Source organism: Flammeovirga sp. MY04 (assembly GCF_001682195.2).
GTDB classification, from domain to species: domain Bacteria; phylum Bacteroidota; class Bacteroidia; order Cytophagales; family Flammeovirgaceae; genus Flammeovirga; species Flammeovirga yaeyamensis.
The window spans coordinates 1,085,511-1,110,603 of sequence record NZ_CP003561.2 but is presented as its reverse complement, the minus strand read 5'-3'; the positions used below and the strand labels follow the sequence as shown (position 1 = coordinate 1,110,603).

11 protein-coding genes are annotated in these 25,093 nt (G+C 32.1%); all 11 read left to right on the top strand.

Annotated elements, in window-relative coordinates; all coding sequences use genetic code 11:
* Positions 1-93 precede the first annotated feature (93 nt).
* A complete protein-coding gene (locus MY04_RS24370; protein ID WP_158297895.1) occupies positions 94-516 on the top strand; it encodes a DUF6452 family protein in 423 nt (140 codons plus the stop codon).
* 7 nt (positions 517-523) lie between these two features.
* Positions 524-1,108: a hypothetical protein gene (locus MY04_RS24365; protein ID WP_066215179.1), complete on the top strand. Its 585-nt coding sequence runs from the start codon at positions 524-526 to the stop codon at positions 1,106-1,108.
* Between the two features lie 231 nt (positions 1,109-1,339).
* The gene (locus MY04_RS24360; RefSeq protein WP_066215177.1) at positions 1,340-2,788 is read left to right on the top strand and encodes a hypothetical protein; all 1,449 of its coding nucleotides are present in this window, start codon (positions 1,340-1,342) and stop codon (positions 2,786-2,788) included.
* 219 nt (positions 2,789-3,007) lie between these two features.
* Positions 3,008-4,462, top strand: a complete 1,455-nt coding sequence (locus MY04_RS24355) for a T9SS type A sorting domain-containing protein (RefSeq protein WP_084006113.1) — start codon at positions 3,008-3,010, stop codon at positions 4,460-4,462.
* A 228-nt stretch (positions 4,463-4,690) separates the two neighbouring features.
* Positions 4,691-5,296, top strand: a complete 606-nt coding sequence (locus MY04_RS24350) for a hypothetical protein (protein ID WP_066215172.1) — start codon at positions 4,691-4,693, stop codon at positions 5,294-5,296.
* A 220-nt stretch (positions 5,297-5,516) separates the two neighbouring features.
* The gene (locus MY04_RS24345) at positions 5,517-6,401 is read left to right on the top strand and encodes a glycyl-radical enzyme activating protein (protein WP_084006112.1); all 885 of its coding nucleotides are present in this window, start codon (positions 5,517-5,519) and stop codon (positions 6,399-6,401) included.
* On the top strand, positions 6,398-8,548 hold the full coding sequence (locus tag MY04_RS24340; RefSeq protein WP_066215168.1) for a pyruvate formate lyase family protein: 2,151 nt from the start codon (positions 6,398-6,400) through the stop codon (positions 8,546-8,548). Before MY04_RS24345 ends, MY04_RS24340 begins: the two co-directional genes overlap by 4 nt.
* Before the next feature lie 4 nt (positions 8,549-8,552).
* The gene (locus tag MY04_RS24335) at positions 8,553-8,963 is read left to right on the top strand and encodes a hypothetical protein (protein ID WP_084006111.1); all 411 of its coding nucleotides are present in this window, start codon (positions 8,553-8,555) and stop codon (positions 8,961-8,963) included.
* Between the two features lie 47 nt (positions 8,964-9,010).
* Positions 9,011-10,465, top strand: a complete 1,455-nt coding sequence (locus MY04_RS24330; RefSeq protein WP_066215166.1) for a glycoside hydrolase family 47 protein — start codon at positions 9,011-9,013, stop codon at positions 10,463-10,465.
* 103 nt (positions 10,466-10,568) lie between these two features.
* Positions 10,569-11,603: a bestrophin family protein gene (locus MY04_RS24325; protein ID WP_066215165.1), complete on the top strand. Its 1,035-nt coding sequence runs from the start codon at positions 10,569-10,571 to the stop codon at positions 11,601-11,603.
* Positions 11,604-11,831: 228 nt separating this feature from the next.
* Positions 11,832-25,043 carry a T9SS type A sorting domain-containing protein gene (locus MY04_RS24320; RefSeq protein ID WP_066215163.1) on the top strand — a complete coding sequence of 4,404 codons (13,212 nt, stop codon included), beginning with the start codon at positions 11,832-11,834 and terminating at the stop codon, positions 25,041-25,043.
* Positions 25,044-25,093: the final 50 nt, after the last annotated feature.

Sequence of the window (25,093 nt, the reverse complement as noted above, 5' to 3'; positions counted from 1 at the left end):
AAAGTAACCTTTTTTTATTATTTATTGTCTTACAAATTAACTTAATTGTCTATTATTTGAAACGAACTAAAAAGTATATTACTCTTCAATTTCATGAAAAAGCAATTATTTCTCCTCCTTTGTTTTTCTATATTATTACCGAGTTGTGAAGAATGTGGAGTTTCATCAGAACCAAAAGTATCGATATATAACGAGGATGGAAGACATTTGGAAGACCATTTCAATAAAGTGGAAGTCTTAAGAAATGGAAAATATGAATCTATAGAAATTATTGATTACTTCTCTATTTCATTGGTATCTGATACGACTTCATTTGTTTTCACTGATATAGAGAACAATACTGATACATTAACAATATCATATGAAAGAAATTTTTATTTCCAATCGAAAGCATGTGGTTATGTATTAGATATCGAAGATATGAAATCTGAATCTCAAACTACATTTAAAGATGTTTACATTGAACATGTCTATAATGAATATCCAATACTTTACTCCATTACTGTTTATAATTAGTCTTACCATGCTAATTAACTTTAATACATCTGATGTTAAAGCTCAATCTTATCATGAATTTGGTATTGATTTATCAAAAACTGTTTACAATAATATTGGTAAAGAACGAAAGGGAATTGTTATTGAGCCAGTTTATTATTATGTAGCTAAAGATAGTAATTATGTTCTCAAAATGCCTTTTGGTTATAGTTATGTTAGAAATGATACTCGTTTCCCAAATACTACCTTCAATAGTACGAATGGATTTTATTTTAAGCCGGGGATAGGAGATAAAAAAGCAAAAATTAAATCCTATCTTAATTTAATCTTTGCTTATTATGGAGTTAAAAGTAAATATGTTATAAAAGGAGAAGTTTTTGGAGATCACCAAGGAGAATTTTCGAAAAATGGAATATTTTCCTTTGGAATAGAACCCAACTTTGAAATAGATTTTCCAATTTCCAATGTTTTTAAACTCATCTTAAACTTAAGGTTAGCGTATGTTCCGTATACTTCTGTTCCAGATGATTACCCTGTTTTTTATGTACCTGGTGCTGGAAATATCAATAATAAGTTGACTGGAGGATTAAATTTATTTTTGGTTTGGAAATAATTTTTATTCTCTTCACTCGGATAATTGAGTTTATGTTAATGATTTATTGTTTTTTTATTATAATAAATCTATATAACAGAGTGTAAAATTTTTGATTAGAGTGTTTTAATTAATAAAACACTCTTTTCTATTTTATTAACAATTGATATACGCTACTTGGAACAAAATTAGAATGCTCTCTACTAGACGAATGTCTATTAAACCTAATTTGTAAACTTAACGACAAACAAAATGACAAGACAATTACATTTAGTCAACCTTGTCTTTCTTTTATTCTTTTTTATATCATTCAATACTTTTTCAAATACTCAACGAGATTTTTATATAAGTGAAAAAACTTCGAACCAATCAAGAGTATTTACATTTGAATCTTATGAAAAATGGCGTAAACACACTTGGTACGATGCCGCTGGAAACATTATTGAGAACGTTTATCCTTCAGATTTATCTACAGTTATTTTAAGAGAAAAAGAGAGTTTAGTTTTAGACTTTTCTAATGAATTTGATGATTTCACTCTCAAAGGTATTACTGCCCCAATTAATAATAAAGCAGAAGAAATAAAAATTATCGGAAATGAGAATATACTTATTTCCATCGGGACTTTTAGTTTAGATTATGTAAACATTGTTATTACAGGAACTACTAATGTAGTGACAAATGTGATTAATTATTTAGCCAAAACAGCCAAATTATCTGTCTCTAAAACTTCTGCAATAGATGTCAAAGATGGGTTTTATGCAGAGACTAAAGGAAATAATCTTGATGACATTTACATAGGGGGAAGTGCTATTTTCAATAAACTTTCCGTGCAAACAGGTTTTTCTATTAGAGTTGATACAGATGCTTACATGGAATTAGAGCAAGTAATTGAATCTAAAAACAATTTAGATCTTAATGTTTGTGGAACAATGTTAATTAATGATTTCGGTGCTAAAAATGGACTAAACATTAATATGTGTGGATCTAAAGGTACAGATTGTACTCAAGATGACGGAGAAGGTGGACGTTTGATTATTAGTGGTTCTTTTTATTGTAGGAACAACATTAAGGTAAATAATTGTGGTTATATATCAGTTAATGGCTCTAGCTGTGACTGTGCAGTTTGTGATGGAGATGTGGATCTTCCAGTTGAACTTACATACTTTAAAGGAGTATTAACACCTACAGGACATCAATTATTATGGGAGACTGTGACCGAACAAAATGCCTCACATTTTAATGTACAAGTATCTAATGATAGGAAAAATTGGGAAACGGTTGGAACCGTAAAAGCATTTGGAAATAGTAATGTAGTCAGAAAGTATCAATATCATAATGAAAAGAATTTAGGATCATATTATCGTCTAGAACAAGTAGATTTTGATGTCAAAAAAGAATATTTTGGCATTGTATCATTTAATGATGTAGGAAATGATTTTTCAGCTAAAGTATACCCAACGATTACTCACCCTACTGAACAATTAAATGTTGAAATTAGAAATATTAATCTTGCTTATCCTGTAGTGGCTGTTTTGTATGATCAAATGGGATCAGTAATAAATCACGAAATTTTAGTAAACGAACCGGATGAAAATATGACCACTTTTTACACAACACCTCAAATTGTTAATTCCGGTGTTTATTTGTTGATGATTTCAAATGGAAGAAATAGTGAAACTACTAAGATTGTAGTTCCATAACATTATATACTTAAGTTTATAAACCACATGATATCTATAAAAAATCATGTGGTTTTTTTTATGTACTACACGATTAACTAGTTAATTCTTAATGATATAATGAATATTTATTCACATTATCATTTATTAACTATTCTAAGAATAATATGGAATAATTATAGTTTAGTAAGATTTGAACTTATAACTCTAAGACCTATTCGAAAATAAACTAGTACTAAAATGAGAAAACATCTACTATTAACCTGCATTATAATATTATATTTTTTTGCAGGTACTATGAGTTCTGTTATAGCTGCTCCAATAACATATAGATTGAAAAGCCCAGATCAGAATAATCCATATTCGGTTACTTTCAATAATTCGGAGGATTGGGAAAATGGCCCATGGTATAATAATAATGGTCAACTTGTTACTGGTTTTCCGACATCAGATGATATTGTAAAAATTGATATGAATGTGAATGTTGAAATCAATATTGATGATCAAAAAGATAAATTTTATTTTGACATTTACAGATTAGAAGCACAACAAAATTCATCTATTGCATTTAACTCAAATATTAAAGCATGGTTTAAAATATCAGAAATAAGTTTGGGTAATAATGTTGACTTAGTAGTTTCGGGAGATGCTGATTTAAGAGCAGATGAAGTGTATTATACTTCTAATATTGGTTTATTTCAAGTAGAAAAATCTGCAAAATTACAACTCGATCTATTGAGAATACAAAATTCAGGTTCTTCTTTGTACGATGTAATTATAAAGGGAGATGCAACCATTGGTGAGATTGATGGACAAAGTCAGCTTAGCTTATATGTCGAAAAAACGGGAACCTTAATACTAACAAGTTTATTTTACACTCAAAATACTCCAAATATAAAAATTTGTGGTGTATTGGAAGTTTATAATTTTGATGGCGGTGTGAGTCCAAATATTGATTTATGTGCTTCAACTCCAGGAGGGGATTGTAATGTAGATGATGGTGATGGAGGTATATTAAGAATATATAATGAGTTAAAATGTAGTAATACACCTGTAATAGAAAATTGTGGATACATAAAACTTTTTGTTTCAGAGGGTAATTGTGATGAAGGATGCTCAATTTGCAATGACATCGATCTCCCAGTAAAACTCATCTATTTCAAAGGCCAAACCAATCCAAACGGAAATCTATTAATATGGGAAACTGCCTTAGAATTTAACTCATCCCATTTTGATATAGAAGCTTCTGATGATAGAAAGAATTGGCATGTTATAGGTTCTGAAAAAGCTTCGGGAAACAGCGATGTTAATTTGAAGTATCAGTATTTAGATAAAAACGTTTCTGGTAAATTCTATCGTTTGGCACAATATGATTTTGATGGAGGAGTTGAATATTTCGGTGTTGTTTCTTTTGAGGATATTGGAGATAAATTCTCAGCTAAAGTGTATCCGACAGTTACAGAGTCAAAAAAGAAATTAAAATTGGAAGTCAGAAACGTAAATCCTGCTCAACCTATAGTTGGAGTTTTATACAATCAAAATGGTGTAGTAATTAATCATGATATTGTGATAGAAGCACCAGATGTCAATACAACATCAACATATACCACTCCAGATCACCTTACTTCGGGAGTTTACATTTTGACGATTTCAAATGGTAAAAACAGTGAGACTACAAAAATTGTAATTCCGTAAATAGTTATAAATCAATTTATAAAGGCTGTCTAATCAACTATTAGTACAGCCTTTATTTTTACATTAACTTAATTAGCTGTAAATCAGTAAACTGAAATATTATTCTTTTAATAAAAGTATTGTAGTAATCACATAAGTCTCACATTTATAGAGATTTAAAGATATATAAATCATTTTTTGTCTATACATTTAATTACCAATTTTTAAATGAAACTTAATTTTAACCCAATGAAACTTATAGCAAGATTAGCTACTTTACTGCTATTGTCAGTGTGTCTATTTTCATGTGATGACGACGATGATTCAGATCCAAGAGACGTTAATTACGTCTATTTTGTAACGGATGAAATCCCTGCACCAGACGAATTTGGTGATCCTAATGTTCAACTACAATTTAATACCTCTTCTAATAATATTGAAGTTGTGATAAGAACATCTGTTGAAATTGGTACTGCAGCAACAACTGTAGTAGCAGAATATACACAAGATGTGACATCGTATAATAGAGATGGTGACAATTATTCTATCCAAATTGATTCAGGATCTACATACAATCAAGAATTGAAAGCTGATGTAGGATGTGTTAGTATTCCTGACTCAGGTTTTTCAATGGGAAAAACCACAACATCTGTTAGCTTGGATGACATCCTTGTTTGGGATAGCTCAAACTCTAAGTATTATATTCCAGGCGAAAAGTTAGGAGAATTACTAGGAGTAGTAGTTGACCCTGAGTTTGGCCAAGGAGGCGGCGGTAATGTTGTTTACCCTAAAATTTGGTCTTCTGACGGAAGTATCATGAAATGTGGAGAATTCCCTACCAATCTGCCAAATTAAAGTCAAACTTTAGGCTCAAAAAAGTGATGATCTCAAGAGGTCATCACTTTTTTTGTGTTAATACTTTATTAATGTCGAAATAGTACACAAAATACACGTTATAGTTCACAACTTATTTTTGATCCTATTAAGTTAGATGCAGTATATTTGTCATGTAAATAGATAAATGAAAAAGATACACTTAAATAGTTTTACTTCAATAGATAACTATACAATATAAATGAAAGGGGTTATAACTAAAATACAGCGATTATCAATTCATGATGGACCAGGAATACGTTCTGTGGTTTTTATGAAAGGCTGTAATATGCGTTGTGCATGGTGCCATAACCCCGAAACATTTTTGAGAAAACCAGAAATTGAGCGTTTAGAAAATAAGTGTATTCAATGTCTGGAATGTATTAAAGTATGCGAACCAAAAGCGTTATTTGTTAATAACGGTAAAGTTCACTTTGATGCTTCTAAATGCACTCAATGTATGGAGTGTTCTGAGGTGTGTTATTCCGGAAGTATGCATAAGATCGGAGAGTATCACACAATAGATAGCTTATTTAAGCAAATTGAATTGGATTTACCATTCTTTGCGAAATCTAATGGTGGTGTTACTTTTTCTGGTGGAGAACCATTAATTCAACATCAATTTTTGTATGAATGTATTCAATATTTAAGATCGAAGTCAATACATATTTGTATTGAAAGTAATTTTTCGATGAAGTGGGAGACTATTGAGAAGTTTTTACCCTTGGTAGATCATTGGTTAATTGATCTCAAATTGATGACTTCAGTGGAACACAAAAAATGGACTTTAATTGATAATGATAAGGTGCTTCAGAATATCAAAAAATTAGATAGTACTGGAAATAGTTATGAATTAAGAACTCCATTAATTCCATCAGTAAATGATAATGACAAAGAAATTCAAAAATTAATACAGTTTGTATCATCACTTGAAAATTGTACTAATTACCAACTGAACCCTTATCATACTTTAGGGAATCAGAAATATAAAAACTTGGGTTTGGAGAATCCATTTGAAATAGAAAATGAAATAAATAGAGCTGATTTTGAAACATGGAACAAGCAGCTTCAACAATATAGAAAATGAAAGAAATTTACTTACAAAGATTAACTGAACTAAAGAAACAAAAGGCCATACAGACAAAAGAAAAGATAGCTTTAGAAGGTCTTTTGGATGAAGATGATTATGGACGAATAGCAGTTCCAAAGGAGAACGCTTGGGAAATTATTCCAAATCATGAAGATGGTTCATTTTATGGTACCGATGGTTGGACCAAGAATTTCTGTAATTTAATGGATAACCATCCTACTTATATAGATGCAAATGATGCTTTTGCTGGGCGTTGGATGTACTTTATGTCTAAAATGCGTCCAAACAAATGGAATCCTGATTATCCCTATACTCATTTAGAGGAAAATCAGAAAAAGTATGATATCATTCATGGTATAGGTGATGATGCCCATTTTGCTCCAGACTTTAGTTTAGGATTACAACTCGGTTGGGATGGTTTATTATCTAAAATTGATAGTAATAATAAAATAAACTCTTCAGCTGAGCAAAATGAGTTTTACGCGGCTCACCGAAAGGCAATTAAAGCCATTCAAGGTTGGATTCAACGTCATATTGATGATATTGCTATTAAAATCAAGGAAGAAAAATCTCCAGAATTAAAGGAGAATTTGATTCAAATGAAAGAAACTAATGAAGCAATCATACATCAACCTCCTAAAACCTTAAGACAAGCATGTCAATGGATTATATGGTATCATCTAGCCTCAAGAACGTATAATAGAGATGGAGCAGGTGGACAAATCGATACACTTTTGCAGCCATTTTATGAAAATGATATTCAACAAGGATTAATTACAAAAGATGATGCCATCTATTTCCTTGCTTGTTTCTTGATTAACGATCCCATTTATTGGCAATTAGGAGGCCCCGATGGAAATGGAGGAGACGTTGCATCAGAAATTTCTTTCTTAATCTTAGATGCTGCAGACAAAATAAATACATCATTAAATATAACAGTGAGAGTGCATGATCATATGAACGAGGCACTTTATCAAAAATCACTAGAATATTTAATCAAAAATAAAAATGCTTGGCCACGTTTCTCAGGTGATAAGGGCTTAATTGCCGGATTCATGAAAAACGGTTATTCTGAAGATTTAGCTAGGAAAAGAATTGCAGTGGGTTGTAATTGGATGTCACTTCCTGGATTGGAATATACCATGAACGATCTAGTAAAAGTGAATATGGCCAAAGTTTTTGAAGTGTCTTTTGAGGAGATGATCAATGGTGATCAAGAAAACTCAACAGCTCAACTATGGAGTAACTTTAAATCTCACTTGTCGATAGCGATTCAAACAGCTGCAGATGGTATTCTTCATCATCTTAAATATCAAAAATATAATGAACCAGAGCTAATACTTAATTTACTTTCTTATGGTCCACTTGAGAAAGGAAAAGATGTAAGTGATGATGGTGCTATGTATTACAATTTATCAATTGATGGTGCAGGTATAGCCATTGTCGCAGATTCGTTCGCTGCAATACAACAGAGGATAGAAAAAGAACATCGCTTGGATTGGAACGACTTGTCTCATCATATGCAAACAAATTTTGAAGATGAAAATGGTGAAAGAATTCGTCTTTTACTTCAGAATTCAGAAAGATATGGACAAGGGAATACGACCGGAGATCAATGGGCAAAAGTAATTAGTGCTTTTTTCAGCAAAGAAGTTAAATCTAAATCTACTCAAGATAACAGATATTGTTTTATACCAGGATTATTCTCTTGGGCCAATACAGTAGGGTTAGGAAAAGCAGTTCAAGCAACTCCAAATGGAAGAAAGGCACATCAACCCATAAATCACGGAGCCAATCCAACACCAGGATTTGTGATTGATGGCGGATCTTTAGCACTAGCGAGAGCTGTTGCAGAAGTTCAGCCTGGCTTTGGAAACACAGCACCTATGCAATGGGAATTGGATCCTACATTAGCCAAACAAGAACATGCAGATGTTATTGGGGCAATTATCAAAACTCATTTTGAATTAGGAGGTACATTAATCAATGTCAATATAATGGATAAATCACAAGTACTTGCAGCACATGAGAATCCAGAATTATATCCTGATTTAGTAGTGAGAATAACTGGATTTACTGCTTATTTTGCAATGCTTACCAAAGAATTTAGACAATTAGTAGTCGATAGGATTTTAGAAAATTAAGAAGATGATTACTGAAAGATATATACACGAAAAAGAAGGATATTCTCCTTTTTTGATTCGAGAAGGTTGGCAAGTTGCTCAATTAAATTATGAAGAAGCAAGCCGTCCAGAAAATATTAAAAGATTAGACGTACATCATCAAACAGATGAAGCTTTTTTATTAATTTCGGGCAAAGCCATTTTAGTCTCTGCAAATATTGAAAACGATCATATTACTTATGATATGGAAGAAATGAAAGAGGGCATTACCTACAATATTCCTGTGAATGTTTGGCATACCATTGCATTGCAAGAAGGAGCGAAAGTACTAATTATAGAAAAAGACAATACCCATTTAGGTGATTTTGAATTTTATGATTTTTCTAAAAGTCAACATCAGTTATTTCTAAATGAAATAAGGAAAATTTGGAAATAAATCTAATAAATAAATCAAGGGTATAACCCCATAAACCATAAATAAAAATGAGAACTACCTTCATTAAATCTATTTCGGCCATGGTTTTGGTCGCATTTAGCTCTTTGATTTTCACTTCATGTGGATCAAAAACTACAAACAACGAAAATAAGGAGACAAATCAGATTTCTGATAAAGAAAAGCTTGAATATCAGGAAAGAGTGAAAACGGCTTTCAAAAAGGGTTGGAGAGCGTATATGGATTATGCAAAAGGTTTAGATGCCGTAAATCCAATTTCTGAAAAAGGTCATAATTGGTATGCAGAATCTTTACTAATGACTCCAGTAGATGCTTTTTCTACCATGTATTTAATGGGATTAGAAGATGAAATGAAAGAGTGTAAAGAGTTAATCTTCACAGAATTAAACTTTGATAAAGACTTAGACGTTCAACAATTCGAAATTGCTATCCGTATTTTAGGTGGTTTGATTTCTTCTTATCAATTAGATGGAGATCAAAGATTCTTGGATTTAGCCATTGATCTTGCAGATAGAATGTTGCCAGTATTCGATTCGCCAACAGGTATTCCTTATCGTTTAGTCAACCTTAAAACTGGTAAAGTTGGTGGACAAGGAACGAACCCATGTGAAATCGGTTCTATGATGTTGGAATATGGTACTTTGTCTAAAATTACTGGAAATCCAAAATACTATGACCTTTGTAAAAGAGGTATCAAAGCAGCTTACGATAGAAGAGGTAAAACAGGTTTACAAGGTTCTTGGATTGATCAAGATACAGGCGAGTGGGCAGATACAAGAGCACACATCTCAGGAGGTATTGATGCTTACTATGAGTACTTATTAAAAGGTTACCTATTATTCGGTGATGAAGATTTCTTGGAGTGGTACAATGTATCAAGAGATGCGATCAATAAATATTTAGTAGATACAACTTCAGTACCTGGTGAGTATTGGATTGGTTGGGCTGATATGAATACAGGTGAAAGACACAGTACAAGATTTGGTGCTTTGGATTGTTTCTGGAACTTATGTTATGTACTTGAGGGATCTACAGATAGAGCAGAAAAATTACAAGCTTCAATTGCAAAAATGTGGTTCAAAGACGGCATTGAGCCAGAAGCGGTAGATTATACTACAATGCAGCCTTTCTACGAAGGAGCTGAATACTACATGATGCGTCCTGAAGCTATCGAATCTACTTACTATGTATGGAGAGCAACTGGCGACAAGCAGTATTATGATCAAGGTAAGAAGATGTTCGAAAGCATCGAGAAATATTGTCAAGTTGAAAATGGTTACGTTCAGTTGAAAGATGTAAAAACAAAAGAGAAGTGGGATACTTTAGAAAGTTTCTTCTTTGCTGAAACAATGAAATACTGTTATTTATTCTTTGCTCCATCAGAAGTGTTTGATTTAGAGAAGTATGTGTTGAATACAGAAGCACATCCTTTGAAAAATACTTGGGACAAAGATTGGAAAGGAAATAAAATTGGTTTGAAATAAATTGATTAAATCACTACAGAAAAGGGTTGAATGTTTTTCATTCAGCCCTTTTTTTGTAGATTTATTTAAGAATATAACTCTCTAACTCTTATTTCATTCAAAAATGATAATTACTAAATCCTTACCAATCAAAAATATACTAAAATGGTCTGGAGGCCATTTGGCTTGGTTAACTGTCTTCATGTCTGTTTTTGCTTATTTATACGCAAGAGAATATATCAGTCTTACTATACCTTGGTTACCCGTTTCAATTATTGGTACGGCAGTGGCATTCTATGTGGGTTTTAAAAATAATCAAGCCTATAATAGAATGTGGGAAGCCAGAAAAATTTGGGGTGGAATTATTAACGATAGTAGAACGTGGGGTATGTATGTAGATGGTTTTATCACTAACTTTTTTACAGACAATAAAGTTTCCGATGAGGATATTAAAGCTATCAAGAAAAGATTAGTTTACAGACACTTAGGTTGGTTATATGCACATAGAAGTCAACTGCTTACCCCAACACCTTGGGAGCACATTAGTCAGAAAGGACACATTGGTAGAACAGCTAAATATTATCAAGAAAACTTTGGAATTGGATTAGTTACAGATGAAGTAACCAAATCGGAATTAAAAAATTACCTACCCAAGGAAGAACATGATCGATTAATTGCTTATCAGAATACTGCTACTCAGATTATAAATGAACAGTCACGTGAACTTCATAAACTAAGAGAAAAGGGATTAATAGAAGATTTTCGACATATGGAAATGTCACGATTACTAAGTAGTTTTTATACCTTACAGGGGAAAAACGAAAGAATCAAAAAGTTTCCTTTACCCCGTCAATACGCAAACATGAGTAGGTATTTTATTGGGATCTTTGTTCTCTTACTTCCATTTAGTATGATGCCATCTTTAATGGGTTCTGGAGATTGGGGAATGATCATTTCTATCCCTATTACTGTTCTTTTGGGGTGGATGTACATCATGATGGAAATAGTAGGAGATTATTCTGAGAATCCATTTCAAGGTATGGCCAATGATATACCTATGTTATCGTTATGTCGAACCATAGAAATTGATTTGAAGGAAATGTTAAATGAAACAGATTTACCTCCAGTAATTCAACCTAGCAAAGGAATTCTTATGTAATTGAATATAATATAAGAGCAATCTTATTTATAAAATATATTTGTGATTAAGCCAATACACTGCTTAACGATCAGAGTAACAATTGGTAATTAATCAAAAACAATAATTGAACGATTCACAAACCTCAAAAAACCTTGTGTCAACATGGTTGATTATCCGATAAGATAAATTTACAAGGTCTTTAGAGGCTGCAAATATCTAATTGTTACTTAATAAAAACTTCTAACTATGTTCATAAACTACAAGACTAATATTGTATTATTAGTGTTTTTTTCTATTGTGCTCAACTTTTCATTGGCTCAAGCGCAAACAACTTATTATTCTCATCCGACCCACCAAGATGGTAATGGAGACTTTTTAGTACTTGATATTGATAATTGGAACTCCAAGGCAGATGGTTCTGGAATAAAACCTTCAATAATTAATGATTTAGAAAATGCTTATTTAATTCTTCAAGAAGGTCATGAAATGACATTAGCATCATCTATAATGGAGTCATCAACTATAGAATATATACATTCTATAGAATTGGGTGGAACATTAAATATTAAGGATGATGTTCAATTATCTATTGCAAACAATTTTTATTATTATGGAAATTTAAATGCTTCAAAAAATGGTTCTTCTGTAGTATTTAATTCAAAAAATGGAAGTGTATCAATTATTGAAGGTCGAAATTCTAATGGATCATCACGAAGTATTCCATTTCATCACCTTGTATTTGATAAGAATGGGAATCAAGTTATTTTAAATGATACTCAGTTATCTATAATTGGCGATTTTAATATAAAAAACACTGTATTCAATCCTAAAAGTGGTATTTCAATAGAAGGTAATTTTGTTATTGATGATGAAAGTTCAGTTCAGTCAACAGCTAATAATATAGTTTTAAATAGTAATGGGGATCAATTATTACAAGTTCCATTTGCAGTCGATAAAGAAACTGGAAATCAAAAAGTTCAATTGAATCATCTTACTTTTTCAGGAGGAGGAATAAAAACTACAATAGGTGATCTTTTTGTAATAGGAGAATTAACAGTGAACCATGATGATCTTGGAACCAAAGTAGATATAGGAAGTGGAGACCATCATATAAATAGTTTAAGATTAAATTATAATGATACTTTTAATACTTTATCAGCATTGACTTTTAATTCTTCAGTTTGGTATGCAAAAGACGGAAATATTCATGCCTATAATGTTGAATCAGATTTTAATACCTCATCATTCGAAATTGGTCAAGTAACACTTCATCTAACACAAGGAAGTTTAAATGTGGGGAACAATAATGATAGTGATTTAGATATTACATTTAACGGAGATGTACTTATTAATAATGGAAATTCATTGATCATAAATGATGATGCAAAAATGAATAACCCTACAGGAACAATAACTGTTTCTGATGAATCAAGAGTTATCGTAAAAGGTGATGATGTTCCCTTATTTTCAAAATATGATTTATCGAAGAATTCCCATTTTATTTATGAAAGCAGCAATGATATTAATATTGTATCGAGTATCACTTATGGAAATTTATCGTTAAGTAATGCCTCGACTAAAAACGTCACTTCTAATACGATTGTACAAGGTTCTTTGAGTGTAATAAATGAATCTATCTTAACTACTCTCACAGGTGTTGAAATCAATATATACGGGGACTTAAGAAATAACAGTGAGGATGAAATAGGAAATGCAGGTATTATCAATGCTCCAAATGCAACATTTATTTTTGAAAATCAGGATGAAGACCAAGTAATTGAAACGGCAAAAGGAAATGTTGCCTATATAGTAGATAAATTAGTTTTTACTTCAAATACACCTCTTACTTCTAAGCGTACTATTGCTGTAGAACATCCTTTTCACACTAATAATATAGTGATAAATAACCCCAATGGAGAAGTATCCAAAAGATTAAAAGTGGACCTGAAAAATACTGATTTAAAGGTGAATATTGGAATGAATCAAACTGACTATACTAAACTTAGGATTTCCTCAACTTTACCTAATTATCTTAAAGGTAATTTTGATGACCCACAATCAGTAATTGAGTTTTATGCAAATGAAAATCAAACATTACCGGCTATTACTTATGGTAATTTATGGATATCAGGAAGTGGTTACAAATCGTTAATTGGGAATATCAAAATTAATGGTGACTTTTTACAGTTAAACAATAATGCAAGTTTAGAAACTAATGGATATCAAATTGATATAAAAGGTGATTGGTTATTTAATACCAACAATTTTCCTTCTGGAATGGAAAATAGCACAGTTCTTTTTTGTGGAGATTCCAAACAGGAAATTCAAGAGTCTTCATTTTTTAATTTAGACCTAAAAAGTAGTGGTTCTATAGATATCACAGAAGAGATTAAGGTCAACAATACTATTTCATTTGATGGAGGAATTGAAAATTTACCCATGATGGTAACCGCCTATTCAGATATCAAAGTTTTAGGAGATTGGGTGGAAGAGAATCAATATTCTCAATTTCAGCAAAAATATGGAGGTGTTTATTTTGAATCATCAACTCAAGATCAAAGCGTCAATCAATCGCCTATTTCAAATTTTAGTGAGGTTTTTATTTCCAATACAGGATACAAAGTAATCTTTGAAAGTGAAATATGTATTCAGAATCTACTTTACTTAAGTACAAGTAAAGGCCAATTAGATATTGAAAATGATTTATTATTAGAGGGTGATTTTATCAATGCAGGATTGGGTAACGATTTTGCTCAAAATAATAATGCAATTGTATATTTTAAAGGAGCTACGGCTCAAAATATACAATTTGATGATATCAATAAATCAATATTTCAAGGAGTTCAGTTTTCAGGTGAAGGAGTAAAAAACTTTAATGGAGCCTCAGTTTATACTTTTGAAAAAGATTTTGATAATCAGGGAGCTACCATCAATGCAGAGAATAAAGAATTCATTGTAAAAGGAGATTGGATAAATAACAAGGGTACTTTTAAAAGCACAGGTCAAGTATCATTAAATGGCTCCAATCAATTTGTAGATCCTACAGCTTTTCATCGTCTTACTATTGATGCTTCTGAAGTAACATTAAACGGAAATATTTCTTTAGCTGATGATTTTGAAATGAGTAATTCATCTACGTTACATGCCAATGGATTTAGCATTTTTTCTTCAGGAAATTGGTATGGTTTGAACGGTACATTTTTTCATGAAAATGGTACTGTTGATTTTTCAGGTGGGGCTAAAAACATCGAAGAAGATGACACATTTTATAACCTACATCTAAATATTGATGGAACGAGTTTGATTTCTTTACAAGGAGGTGTATCTGATTATTATGTAATGAATGATTGGATACAAACAGGGGGACGTGTCGATGTAAATAATGCCAACTTGCATATAGGAGGTGATTTTAAAATGGGGTTGGGGGATATGTATGAAGTGGAAAAATTATATTTAATGACTCAAGATAATACCAAAAATCATGTTTTCCAGATGGGTAGACAATTTTCAAACTCTACTGTAGCTACTCGAAACAATAATACCGAAATTATCTTTCAACCTATCTCAGGAGCAACTTATATAATGGAATCTGACCTGAGAATGGAAGGTAGTACTGGGAATTTAATTTTACAATCTGGATCCTTGTTTATGGAAGGGAAATCCATAGAAATGACCAATGGTAATAAGCAATTACTTATTCAAGATGGAGCAGAATTATATGTAAATGCTGGTGCTACTTTAGCGCTACCCAACAATACATCAGGTGCTTTGGTAGTTGAAAAAGGTGGACATTTACGAGTAGTGGGTGATCATAATAATTATGCCTCAGTAGAAGGGTATAATGGAAATGCTTATACTATAGAAATCAATGGTCTTTTATCTGCAAAAGATTACATTATAACCGATATTTCAAACAATGGTCTTGAGTTTAAATCTGGGTCTACACTTGATTCAGAAAAGAATTTAAGTAATGGTTTGTTTATCAATAATTCTGGTAACGCATCTATAACAGTTAGATCTGGAGCACAACTTTTTGAAACAATCATAGAGAATGTTTCTTTCGGAAATGGACCAAGCAATGCAATCATAAATGAAGATACTTCAATTGGAATACTAACTTTTAATGATGCTAAAGGATCGAATAAAATGCTTGAGATTGATCTAGCAAATCGTGTTGAATGGATTGGAAATAATGGTCATTTATGGTTAGGAATAAACAGTTCTGATTGGTTTGATGCTTCAAATTGGAGTAATGCTGTGGTTCCAGCAAAAGATGATAATGCTATAATTAAAAGTGGTACAACTTACGATCCAATAGTTTCTGGTAATATAGCATCAATCCATAAAATAGAAATTGAAGATGGAGCAACACTTACCCTAAATGATAAAATAGAAATCTTTAGCGGTGTTTTTATTTATGCAGGAGGAACTATTATTGGCGGTTCAGCAGATTCAATAATAGTAGAAGGGGATTGGGTAAATGAAGGTGATTTTATTCATAATCAATCTATTATTCGGATGACTTCCAATGAGGCTAAGGTCCATTCTTTTGTTCCGGGAAATGATGTGTACAACGAATTAATTATTGATGCCCAAAAAGGAACAATCGTTCAATCTGATAACACTTTAAATGTAAATACTTTCTTTATTCAATCTGGCATTTATGATGTGACAGATAGCGACATCAAAGTGTATCATCTATGGAAACAGCCAATAGGAATTTTTGAATATAGGAAATCAAAAGTTACAAGTATTGATGCCAAAATTGAAGGAGGGAAATTCTATTCCTTAGGAGTTGAGAACTCAATGGATTTAATGGGGAATATTACCGTGAATAAAAATATCAAACTTAATAATGCTACGTCTATTCTAAATGGAAACGATCACCTTATTTATCTTTTAGGTAATTTGGATAATAGTAAAGGTGGTACTTTTACACATTCAGGGACAATTATTTTTAATGGTAATTCTCAAAATATATACGGTAATGCATCACTTGGTAATTTAATTTTTCAAGGAACCGGTAATAAAACTTTTCATGATAATGTTAATATCACTGCTAATGATGTAACAGTTCTGAATGGTATTGGATCAATATACTTAAACGAATTATCATCATTAAAAGGTACTGGAACTTTTACTATGACAGGTGGAAATGTAGAGGTGAGAGGTATAGAAAATTATCCTAAGGGTTTCTCTCTGTATAGACTTACAGAAGGGACATTTACTTATCGACCACTTACTGATATAGCTCAGGAAATTGTCAATTTGGACTATCATAACCTAAGTATTTATGATTCTAAAAAGGATTTAATTGAAGATATAAATGTTGCGGGTGATTTATATTTTGATAATTATGGAGTCCCTGCTACGCTTCATGTAAATGGATTTGAAATTGCATTAAAAGGAAATCTTAAAGTTCAAAACAGTACTGATATTATATCAATTAATTGGGGTAATGGTACACTCAGACATTATGGTGATGATTGGAAGATGCCTAAAGTTTTGGAAGAAGTTCATCATTTAATATTTGAAGGTAAAGGTGACAAAACAATTCAAAATGATCTTCTGGTCACAGGTGATTTCATCATTCGAGAAGAAGCGGTTGGACGACAAGGTAGTGCTGGTAACTCTGCAAAAGTTACGGGTTCTCTATCGAATTCATTTATGCTGGGTGATGGAAACATATACTATATTTTTGGTGAAAACAATGATGTCTTGCTACCATCGAATTTTAATAATTATCATATACACAAAAATTCAACAATCCGATTACAATCTGCAACAGCAGCAGAAACAACAATATCTACCCTTCCGACTTATGGTCATCTTTATGTTGAAACAAGCGGAGAAACTCAAATTCAAAATTCGGGAACACTTAAAATTTTAGGTGATTTTGAGGAGAGAATTAAAGACGGTTATTCCTTAAATGATCAATCTGTAGATATTGAAATTGGTGGAGATTTATATGTATCAACATATTTGAATCCATCCAATACAATTTCGTTGAATAGTAATGAAGTTGATGGAGAACAATTGATAAATACATCATCATCAATGGTATTTAATCATTTGAAATTAAGTGGTCAGGCACAGAAGAAGTTTGAATTTAATTCATATTTAGTGAACGGTGATATTCAAATAGAAGCCGATGTAAATATGAATATCACCAAAGATTTCATCTTCCAAGGTAATCAATGGAACACTGTTGATGGAGCTCAATTAATTGCTACAGACATTTTAACTATCAAGAATGAAAATGCTATTACACAGTCCATAAACTTTGGTAATAATCACAGGATTAGTTATTTAAATTTTGAGGAACAAAGTCATAAAGATCTTCTTAATTCCTTAAATGTGGATTACTCACTTTTCATACACTTAAATTCAGGTAAGGTAGATTTCAAGGATCATGAACATTTAATAGGCGCATCAGAAATTTCCTTGAATGGGCCATATGACGCCTCCTTATCTACTTTTATTTTAGATGGAGGAGATCAAATAATTCCAGACGAATTTGTGGTGAAAGAACTTCAATTGATAAATAAAGGGACAAAAAAGATAGGGGGGGATTTAACCGTAGAAAATATCATTGGAAAAAATAATGTTGCAGTAAATGCTAGTAAAAACGCATTGATTCTGGTGAAAGGTAATTTCGATTTATCAGAAGCACGATTTAATAAATCAACTGCTACAGTTAGATTCGATGGAAAAGAAAAAGGAAAGACGTATTCAATTAAAAATAAAGGATCAAGAAGAATTTACAAAGTTGAATTCAATGGGTCTAATGCAGATGTAAACTATCAAATGAATAGCGATTTGTACACCTCCAAAGGATTAACTGTAAACCAAGGTGCCTATCTTGATGTTAACGGTTATACATTAAATATTGGAGAAACTACTGAAATTCTTGATTCTGATAATATAGAATTTGTGGATATCTATGGAACACTTGATGTCTCAAAAGGCGGTGATTTACAGGTGAATGCAAGTGATACAAATGAAGATGGAAGTACTCAGCCAAAATTAACTGTTTATGCTGAAGGTACAATTAAAGTGGTTGGAGAAATAGGTCAACTATCAAGAGTGAGCACTGTTGAAAAAGCGACAGATAATCACCGCTTACTTTTTGATGTTCAAGATGGAGCAACAATACATGCCAAGTATTATGAGTTTAAGTCGCTTGCTCATAACGGTGTGCAGGTAGCAAGAAATGCGAACGTAGATGCAATTAATAATTTTTCAGAAGGTGTATTTACCGGCATTTCTACCAATAATGAATTATCAAAACGTGTGTATTTAGATATTGATGCAGAAATAGTTAATGATATATCCAATGTAATATTCGATTATTCTTCTACTCCCAATGCATCGGATCAACTTTATAATGTATCTAGAACTGATGATGCAGGTAGTATTATTAATTTTGTGGGTTCATCGGGAATTACAGGATCATTGAAAGGAGAAGAGTTTGAAAATGATCCACATCAAAGAAATGGGGGAAGTGGCTTAATTCAATGGCCAATATCAAATGATTATGTTTGGGAAGGAGGTGTTTCTACCGATTGGTTTGATGGCAATAATTGGTCGAGTGGAAAAGTACCAATCTTAGGAGTAAATAACGTTATCATAAATTCTAAAACATCCGCTAGCAATTTTTACCCAAGTATATCTGGAAATAGCACAGCTCAATGTAAAAGTCTTATTGTAAGAGGTGGACAGCTAATTATTGATAGTACTATTGAAGATGCTTTAGAATTATCGGGAGATTTAAGTTTAGAAAGTGGAATGATAACGGTAATGAATTCTGAAAGAATAACTGTTGGTGAAAATTATTCCGTTTCAACATCAGCTAATTTTTTCCCTGGATTAGGGACCATCGATTTAGTAAAATCAAATGGGACTGTAGTTCTAGATCAAAACAATTCTAGTTTTCATCATTTATCTATCAGTGGCGACGCTTCGGTTTCTCTACAAAGTAAACTGTCTGTTGATGGGAATTTCCAATTAACATCAGGTGGTGGAATTAAGCTACCTGAGGGACATAAAGTAACATTTAAAGGAGATGTATTTATTAGTGAAAATGGATTATTTGATTCCTCTTCTAGTGGAGATGTCTACCTGAGTGGGACGTCAACTCAAACATTAACAAATACAGAATTTCGTAAAGTCCATTTTGATGGTGTTGAGTATGTTATAACTGATTCTATCATTGTGAATGGGAATGCTTATCTCAACAGTGGGACTATAAAACAACTTCATTCTGATGCTAAATATGTATTTAATAATTATGTGTATTGTCAAAATGATCATTTCAAATTTTATTTAAATGAAGGCGGTGGAGATGTTATCATTAATTCTGATCGATGGTATGGATATGGTCTTTCCAATAACATCATTAATTCCGAATACGGTTCTGCCAATTTTATTTTCAATACCAAAGGAAATATAAACTTCTATGGAGATCATGTCTACTTTGATAATTTTATTTCGAAAGTAGAGGGCAATTATTTGAATACTGATATGAGCATTTTGGGAGATATGGACTTAAATGTATCTTCTTTGTTCGCTCGAACTTATCAAATTAAAGGTTCATCAAATGGAAGCTTTATACTCGGTGAACATCAAAGACTAGATTTGGAAGGTGAAAATAACTTTCCTGTGGGGTTTAATTCATATACTTTGAATAAAAATAGTAGTGTTTCATATACTGGTTATGTTGATCAAATAATTCGTACAGTTGAAAATAATCAACCCATTTTTTATGGTAATATTTACTTTGATCGTACAAGTACTAAAAAGCTAAAACATCATTTAATAGCAAAAGGGTATTTGAGGTTAAATGAATCAACATTAAATGCCAATCAACAAAATATAAATATTGGGGGAAATTTTCTTTACAATAATTCATCTGCGCGTTTTATATCAGAGAATTCAGTGATCACATTTGATGGAGAAGCGGATCAAAATGTATCTTTATTCCCAACCAACGACAATAGTTTTTATAGCATAGTAGTCGATAAACCGAATGGTACACAGGTGAATGTTTCGAATTCTGATATTCGTATTGTAAATGATTTATTGATACAAGAGGGTGAATTTCAGATGATCGACAAGACGGCAACTATTCATCGTAATATGTTGGTCAATAATGGTTTGATATTGGAAAGGGGGAATTATATAATGAATGCATCAGGTAGTGGTGCAATCATAAGAACGAATGGTTCTAAGTTTCGAGGCCTTGTTATAGAAGGACAAACTTCAACTATTTTCACCTTAGATGATAATTTGAATATCTCTAATAACTATGATTTAAACTTAGTAAAGGGAAAACTAATTTCTAATACAGGAGAAATCACAATTGGAAATAATGGACATTTTAATATTGAAGAAGGTGCAGCTTATGTAATGCTCGCTGACGCAAAGTTATTCATGAATAATAATGCCGTAATTAATGTATTAGGTGATATCACAATTTTAGGTTCAGATAATTTACCAGCAATAATATCTGGAGCTGAAGAAAACGATTATTATTACTTTACAGTAGATGGTAATATCGAAATCCAACACTATAGTATTAGTGGTTTAGCATTACCAGGTATAGTGATCAGAGAAAATGCGATTATTGACCCGAACGATTTAGGTTATAATTTCTCTGATGGTACTTTCTCTAATAACTATCGTGGTGGTGTTGCTTTAAAAATCGAAAATGATCAAGATTTTATTGCTACTGAAAACTTAGGTGTTTATACGGGAGGTGCCATAGAAAATGTCAATTTCATACAATCAGTATCTAATGGTACGGCCAACGTTTCGAAACAAATTGCCACAACAGGTCAAGTAGATTTCTATAATGCTAGAGGTGCTTTATCAGGTGAAAATTATGATAGAGATCCATATAATTTGATTAATTGGGTGAATCCAACTGAATTTGTATGGACAGGAGCTGAAGATACAAATTGGTTCAATGTAAATAACTGGTCACCTTCAGATCAAGGATTACCAACAAGTTCAGATGATGTTAGAATTCCTCCTGTAACTCGTCAGCCAGTAATTTCTGATACACAAATAGCGTATGCAAACAACTTAATTATTGAAACAGCCGCTATTGTTAGAATTTCTTCTTCAGATGGAGATGTAGATTTACAAATTGAAGAATCTTTAGATTTATCTGGTCAATTAGATTTAGGCTCTACAGATGGTCAGGTGGGCATCAAGAAAAACTGGAGTACTAATGTAACTGGTTCTTTGAAGAATCAAGGTGGAGAAGTCATCGCTAATGGAGATGGAGCTCAATTTATTGATAATGCGGGTATTGATTTTGGTAAGTTGACAATTGCTGTCACTTCTTCTACATCACTTCAATTAAATGGTGAAGAAAAAATCACTGGAGACCTACAAGTTGATGCATCCGCTTCATTAGAATTAGTAGGTGATAACGAAATATTAGATATCGCTGGGAATATTTCAGTATCAGGCGAGATGAATACAAATAATAATTCATTAGTCTTAATCGAAGATGGAGTAGATGGAAATACAAAAACTATCGATATTTCAAATACTTCTACAATCCAAAAGTTACAAGTGAATTCAACAGATATGAACGATACGTTTGAATTATCTTCTAATCTAAGAATTGAGGAAAGTTTAGCGGTAACATCCGGAACACTTGATTTAAAATCTTCTGAATTAATTTTTGGAACACAACCAAATGCTCAAATAGAAATAAATGGAGGTCACTTATTTATTGATGATACAAGATTATTAATGGGTGATCAATCTAAGTTAGTAATGTGTACAGGTACGTTGACCTTACAGAATAATGCTATAGTAACAAGGTCAAATCCTGCTAGTGGTGGCTACGGCTTTGAATTAAATGGAGGTCAATTGAATTCTTCTAACGCCACTTTTGAGTATATGGGAGCAGAAGGTATTGTGTATGATGGAGTGCAGATTAATCCAGTCAACCTTGATGTTGATATTGAAGGAGTTCCTACGAATTTTGATGTGTTGATGCCGTTTACAGTATATCAATATGGAGCGACTTCAGGAAGATATGTCCACTTTAAAAATTACACCACATCTGGAACTCCAACAGTTGGAAATAAATTACTTGATTATAAGTTCTACCATAACTTCTTCCTAAGAGGAGCACAGTATAACGCTTTAAATCAAACTGCTTCTACTGTTTATTTTGTAGATGCCAAAGGTTTATTAAAAGGAGATAACTTCGAAGAAGATGGTGACATTGTATGGGAAGATACCAAAAATGTATATGTGTGGATCGGTAGTGCAACAGAAGATTTACCGGGTAGTGGACATGCAGCATGGAACAATAAAGATCATTGGGGTTACTTTAACGGTACACCAACGCCAGATCCTGCAAATGAATTCCCAGGTGAATTAGCTGATCATGATGATAATGCTATCGTTATTGTAGGACAACCTCAGCCAGGTTTCTTACCTCCGGTATTAAGATCATCTCACCCAACAATTAAAATATTCTCTTTAGATGTTCTGCCACAAGCAGGCTTTGTTATCATTGGTGATAATACTACGGATGACTTGGATGTATTAAACCCTGTAGAATCAGATTACGAATTAATTATTTCAGAAGAGTTCAATATTGTATCAGATATGACTGGGTTTGGCTATGTTGATTTTCAAAATTCATTAGTGGGTATTCAAGGTAAAATAAATAATGATGGTATTTTCTATCCTAATACTTCAATTATGGTATTAGAAACACCAACAGGTAATATTAACCTAACTGCCGGAGAGAATTATCATAGTTTATATATCAAAGGACAGAATACATCAGTGGTTAATTTAGATGGAGATATAAATGTTCAAGGTAATTTCGAAATGGACAATGGTACATTAAATATTGGTGGAAATACATTTAATGTTGGAGGTGATTTCGAATTGATGGCTGGAGTAACAGTACAATATGAAGATGATTTCATTTTGAACTTAAATGGCTCTGATCAGAATATCACTTTGAACAATCAAACTATTAATCACCTATATTTTGATGGAACTGGCAATAAAACCTTCCAAAGCAATATTCAAATAGCAGGAGATTTACAGATTCTAGGTCAGTTTGTCTCATTAAACGATAATGGTTATAATTTAAATATTGGAGGTAGATGGTTTAATGAATATGCAAATGGAAACTTCACATCTACTGGTCAAACTACTTTTGATGGATCTACACCGCAGTATATCAATACATTTAATGGAGAGGAAGTATTCAATCATATAATCATAAATAATAGTAATGGATTAACATCACTAGTAGATTTACAAATTAAATCGAACCTTACTTTAACAAGCGGTTTAATAGTGGTTCCTCACATGATTTTACAGGACGCAGTGGGTAATATCACCTCTAATGCTTCTTCTTATGTTGTGGGTAAAGTAACTAAACAGAACTTGAGTACAGCATTTGGTAGTTATTATGTATTCCCTGTAGGTTCTACAACAACATGGGCTAGATTAGGATTGAATAATGTTGACGATGATCCGACAGATTATTATGTTGAATTTAAGGATGTCGATCCAAATGCTCAAGTAGTGGTAAATGATGGATCAGAGGATAAGACAATGGCTATTTCTTCTTATGTATGGGATGTTCATAGAGTAGATAATGGTGGTTCTTATGGTGGTATAACAATTGAAATGTATTTTGAGGATCTATCTGCATTGACATTAGAAAACGAAGGCTATAGAACTATTGTACATCATGATGAATCTTTTAATCCATCTGTTTGGGAATTAATAACTTCAACTTGGTCAACAGTAGGAGTTGGTGGACGATTACTCTCGACAATACCTGCAGAGATCAACAGTTTCTCTGATTTCGGTGCAACCTTAGAGGAGTATGTAGATCCTAGTGCTGATTTACCAGTAGAATTAATATCTTTCACAGGTGAAATTGAAGGAGATGAAGTTACTCTTAAATGGGCTACAGCCACAGAAGAAAATGCATCTCATTATGAAATTGAGAGATCAGTAGATGGAAGAAACTATGAAACTATAGGTGAAGTAAATGCTGCTGGTAATAGCAATACACTTCAAAATTATACCTTTATTGATGTATTAACGTCGTCTAAAGGATACTATAGATTGAAGCAAGTAGATTTTGATGATGATTTCACTTACTATGGTCCAGTAATTATTATTCATCCAAATGTTTCATCAGAAATTGATTTGTCTCTAGAAGCGTATCCTAACCCAGTTGATGATGAAGATACTCAATTATTTATCTTAGGTCTGGAATTAGGTGAGTCGTATGTTGCTCAGATTTACAGTATAACGGGTCAACTAATGCATGAAATTTCTGATGATGATGATAAAATCACTATTCCAACAACGGATTGGAAAACAGGAATGTATATGTTGAAAGTTCGAACTTCAACAGGCAAAACGGCTTATTTAAAATTGATCAGACAATAAAAAATAAACTAGAATATAAATGTAAAGGTGGAATGAAAGTTCCACCTTTT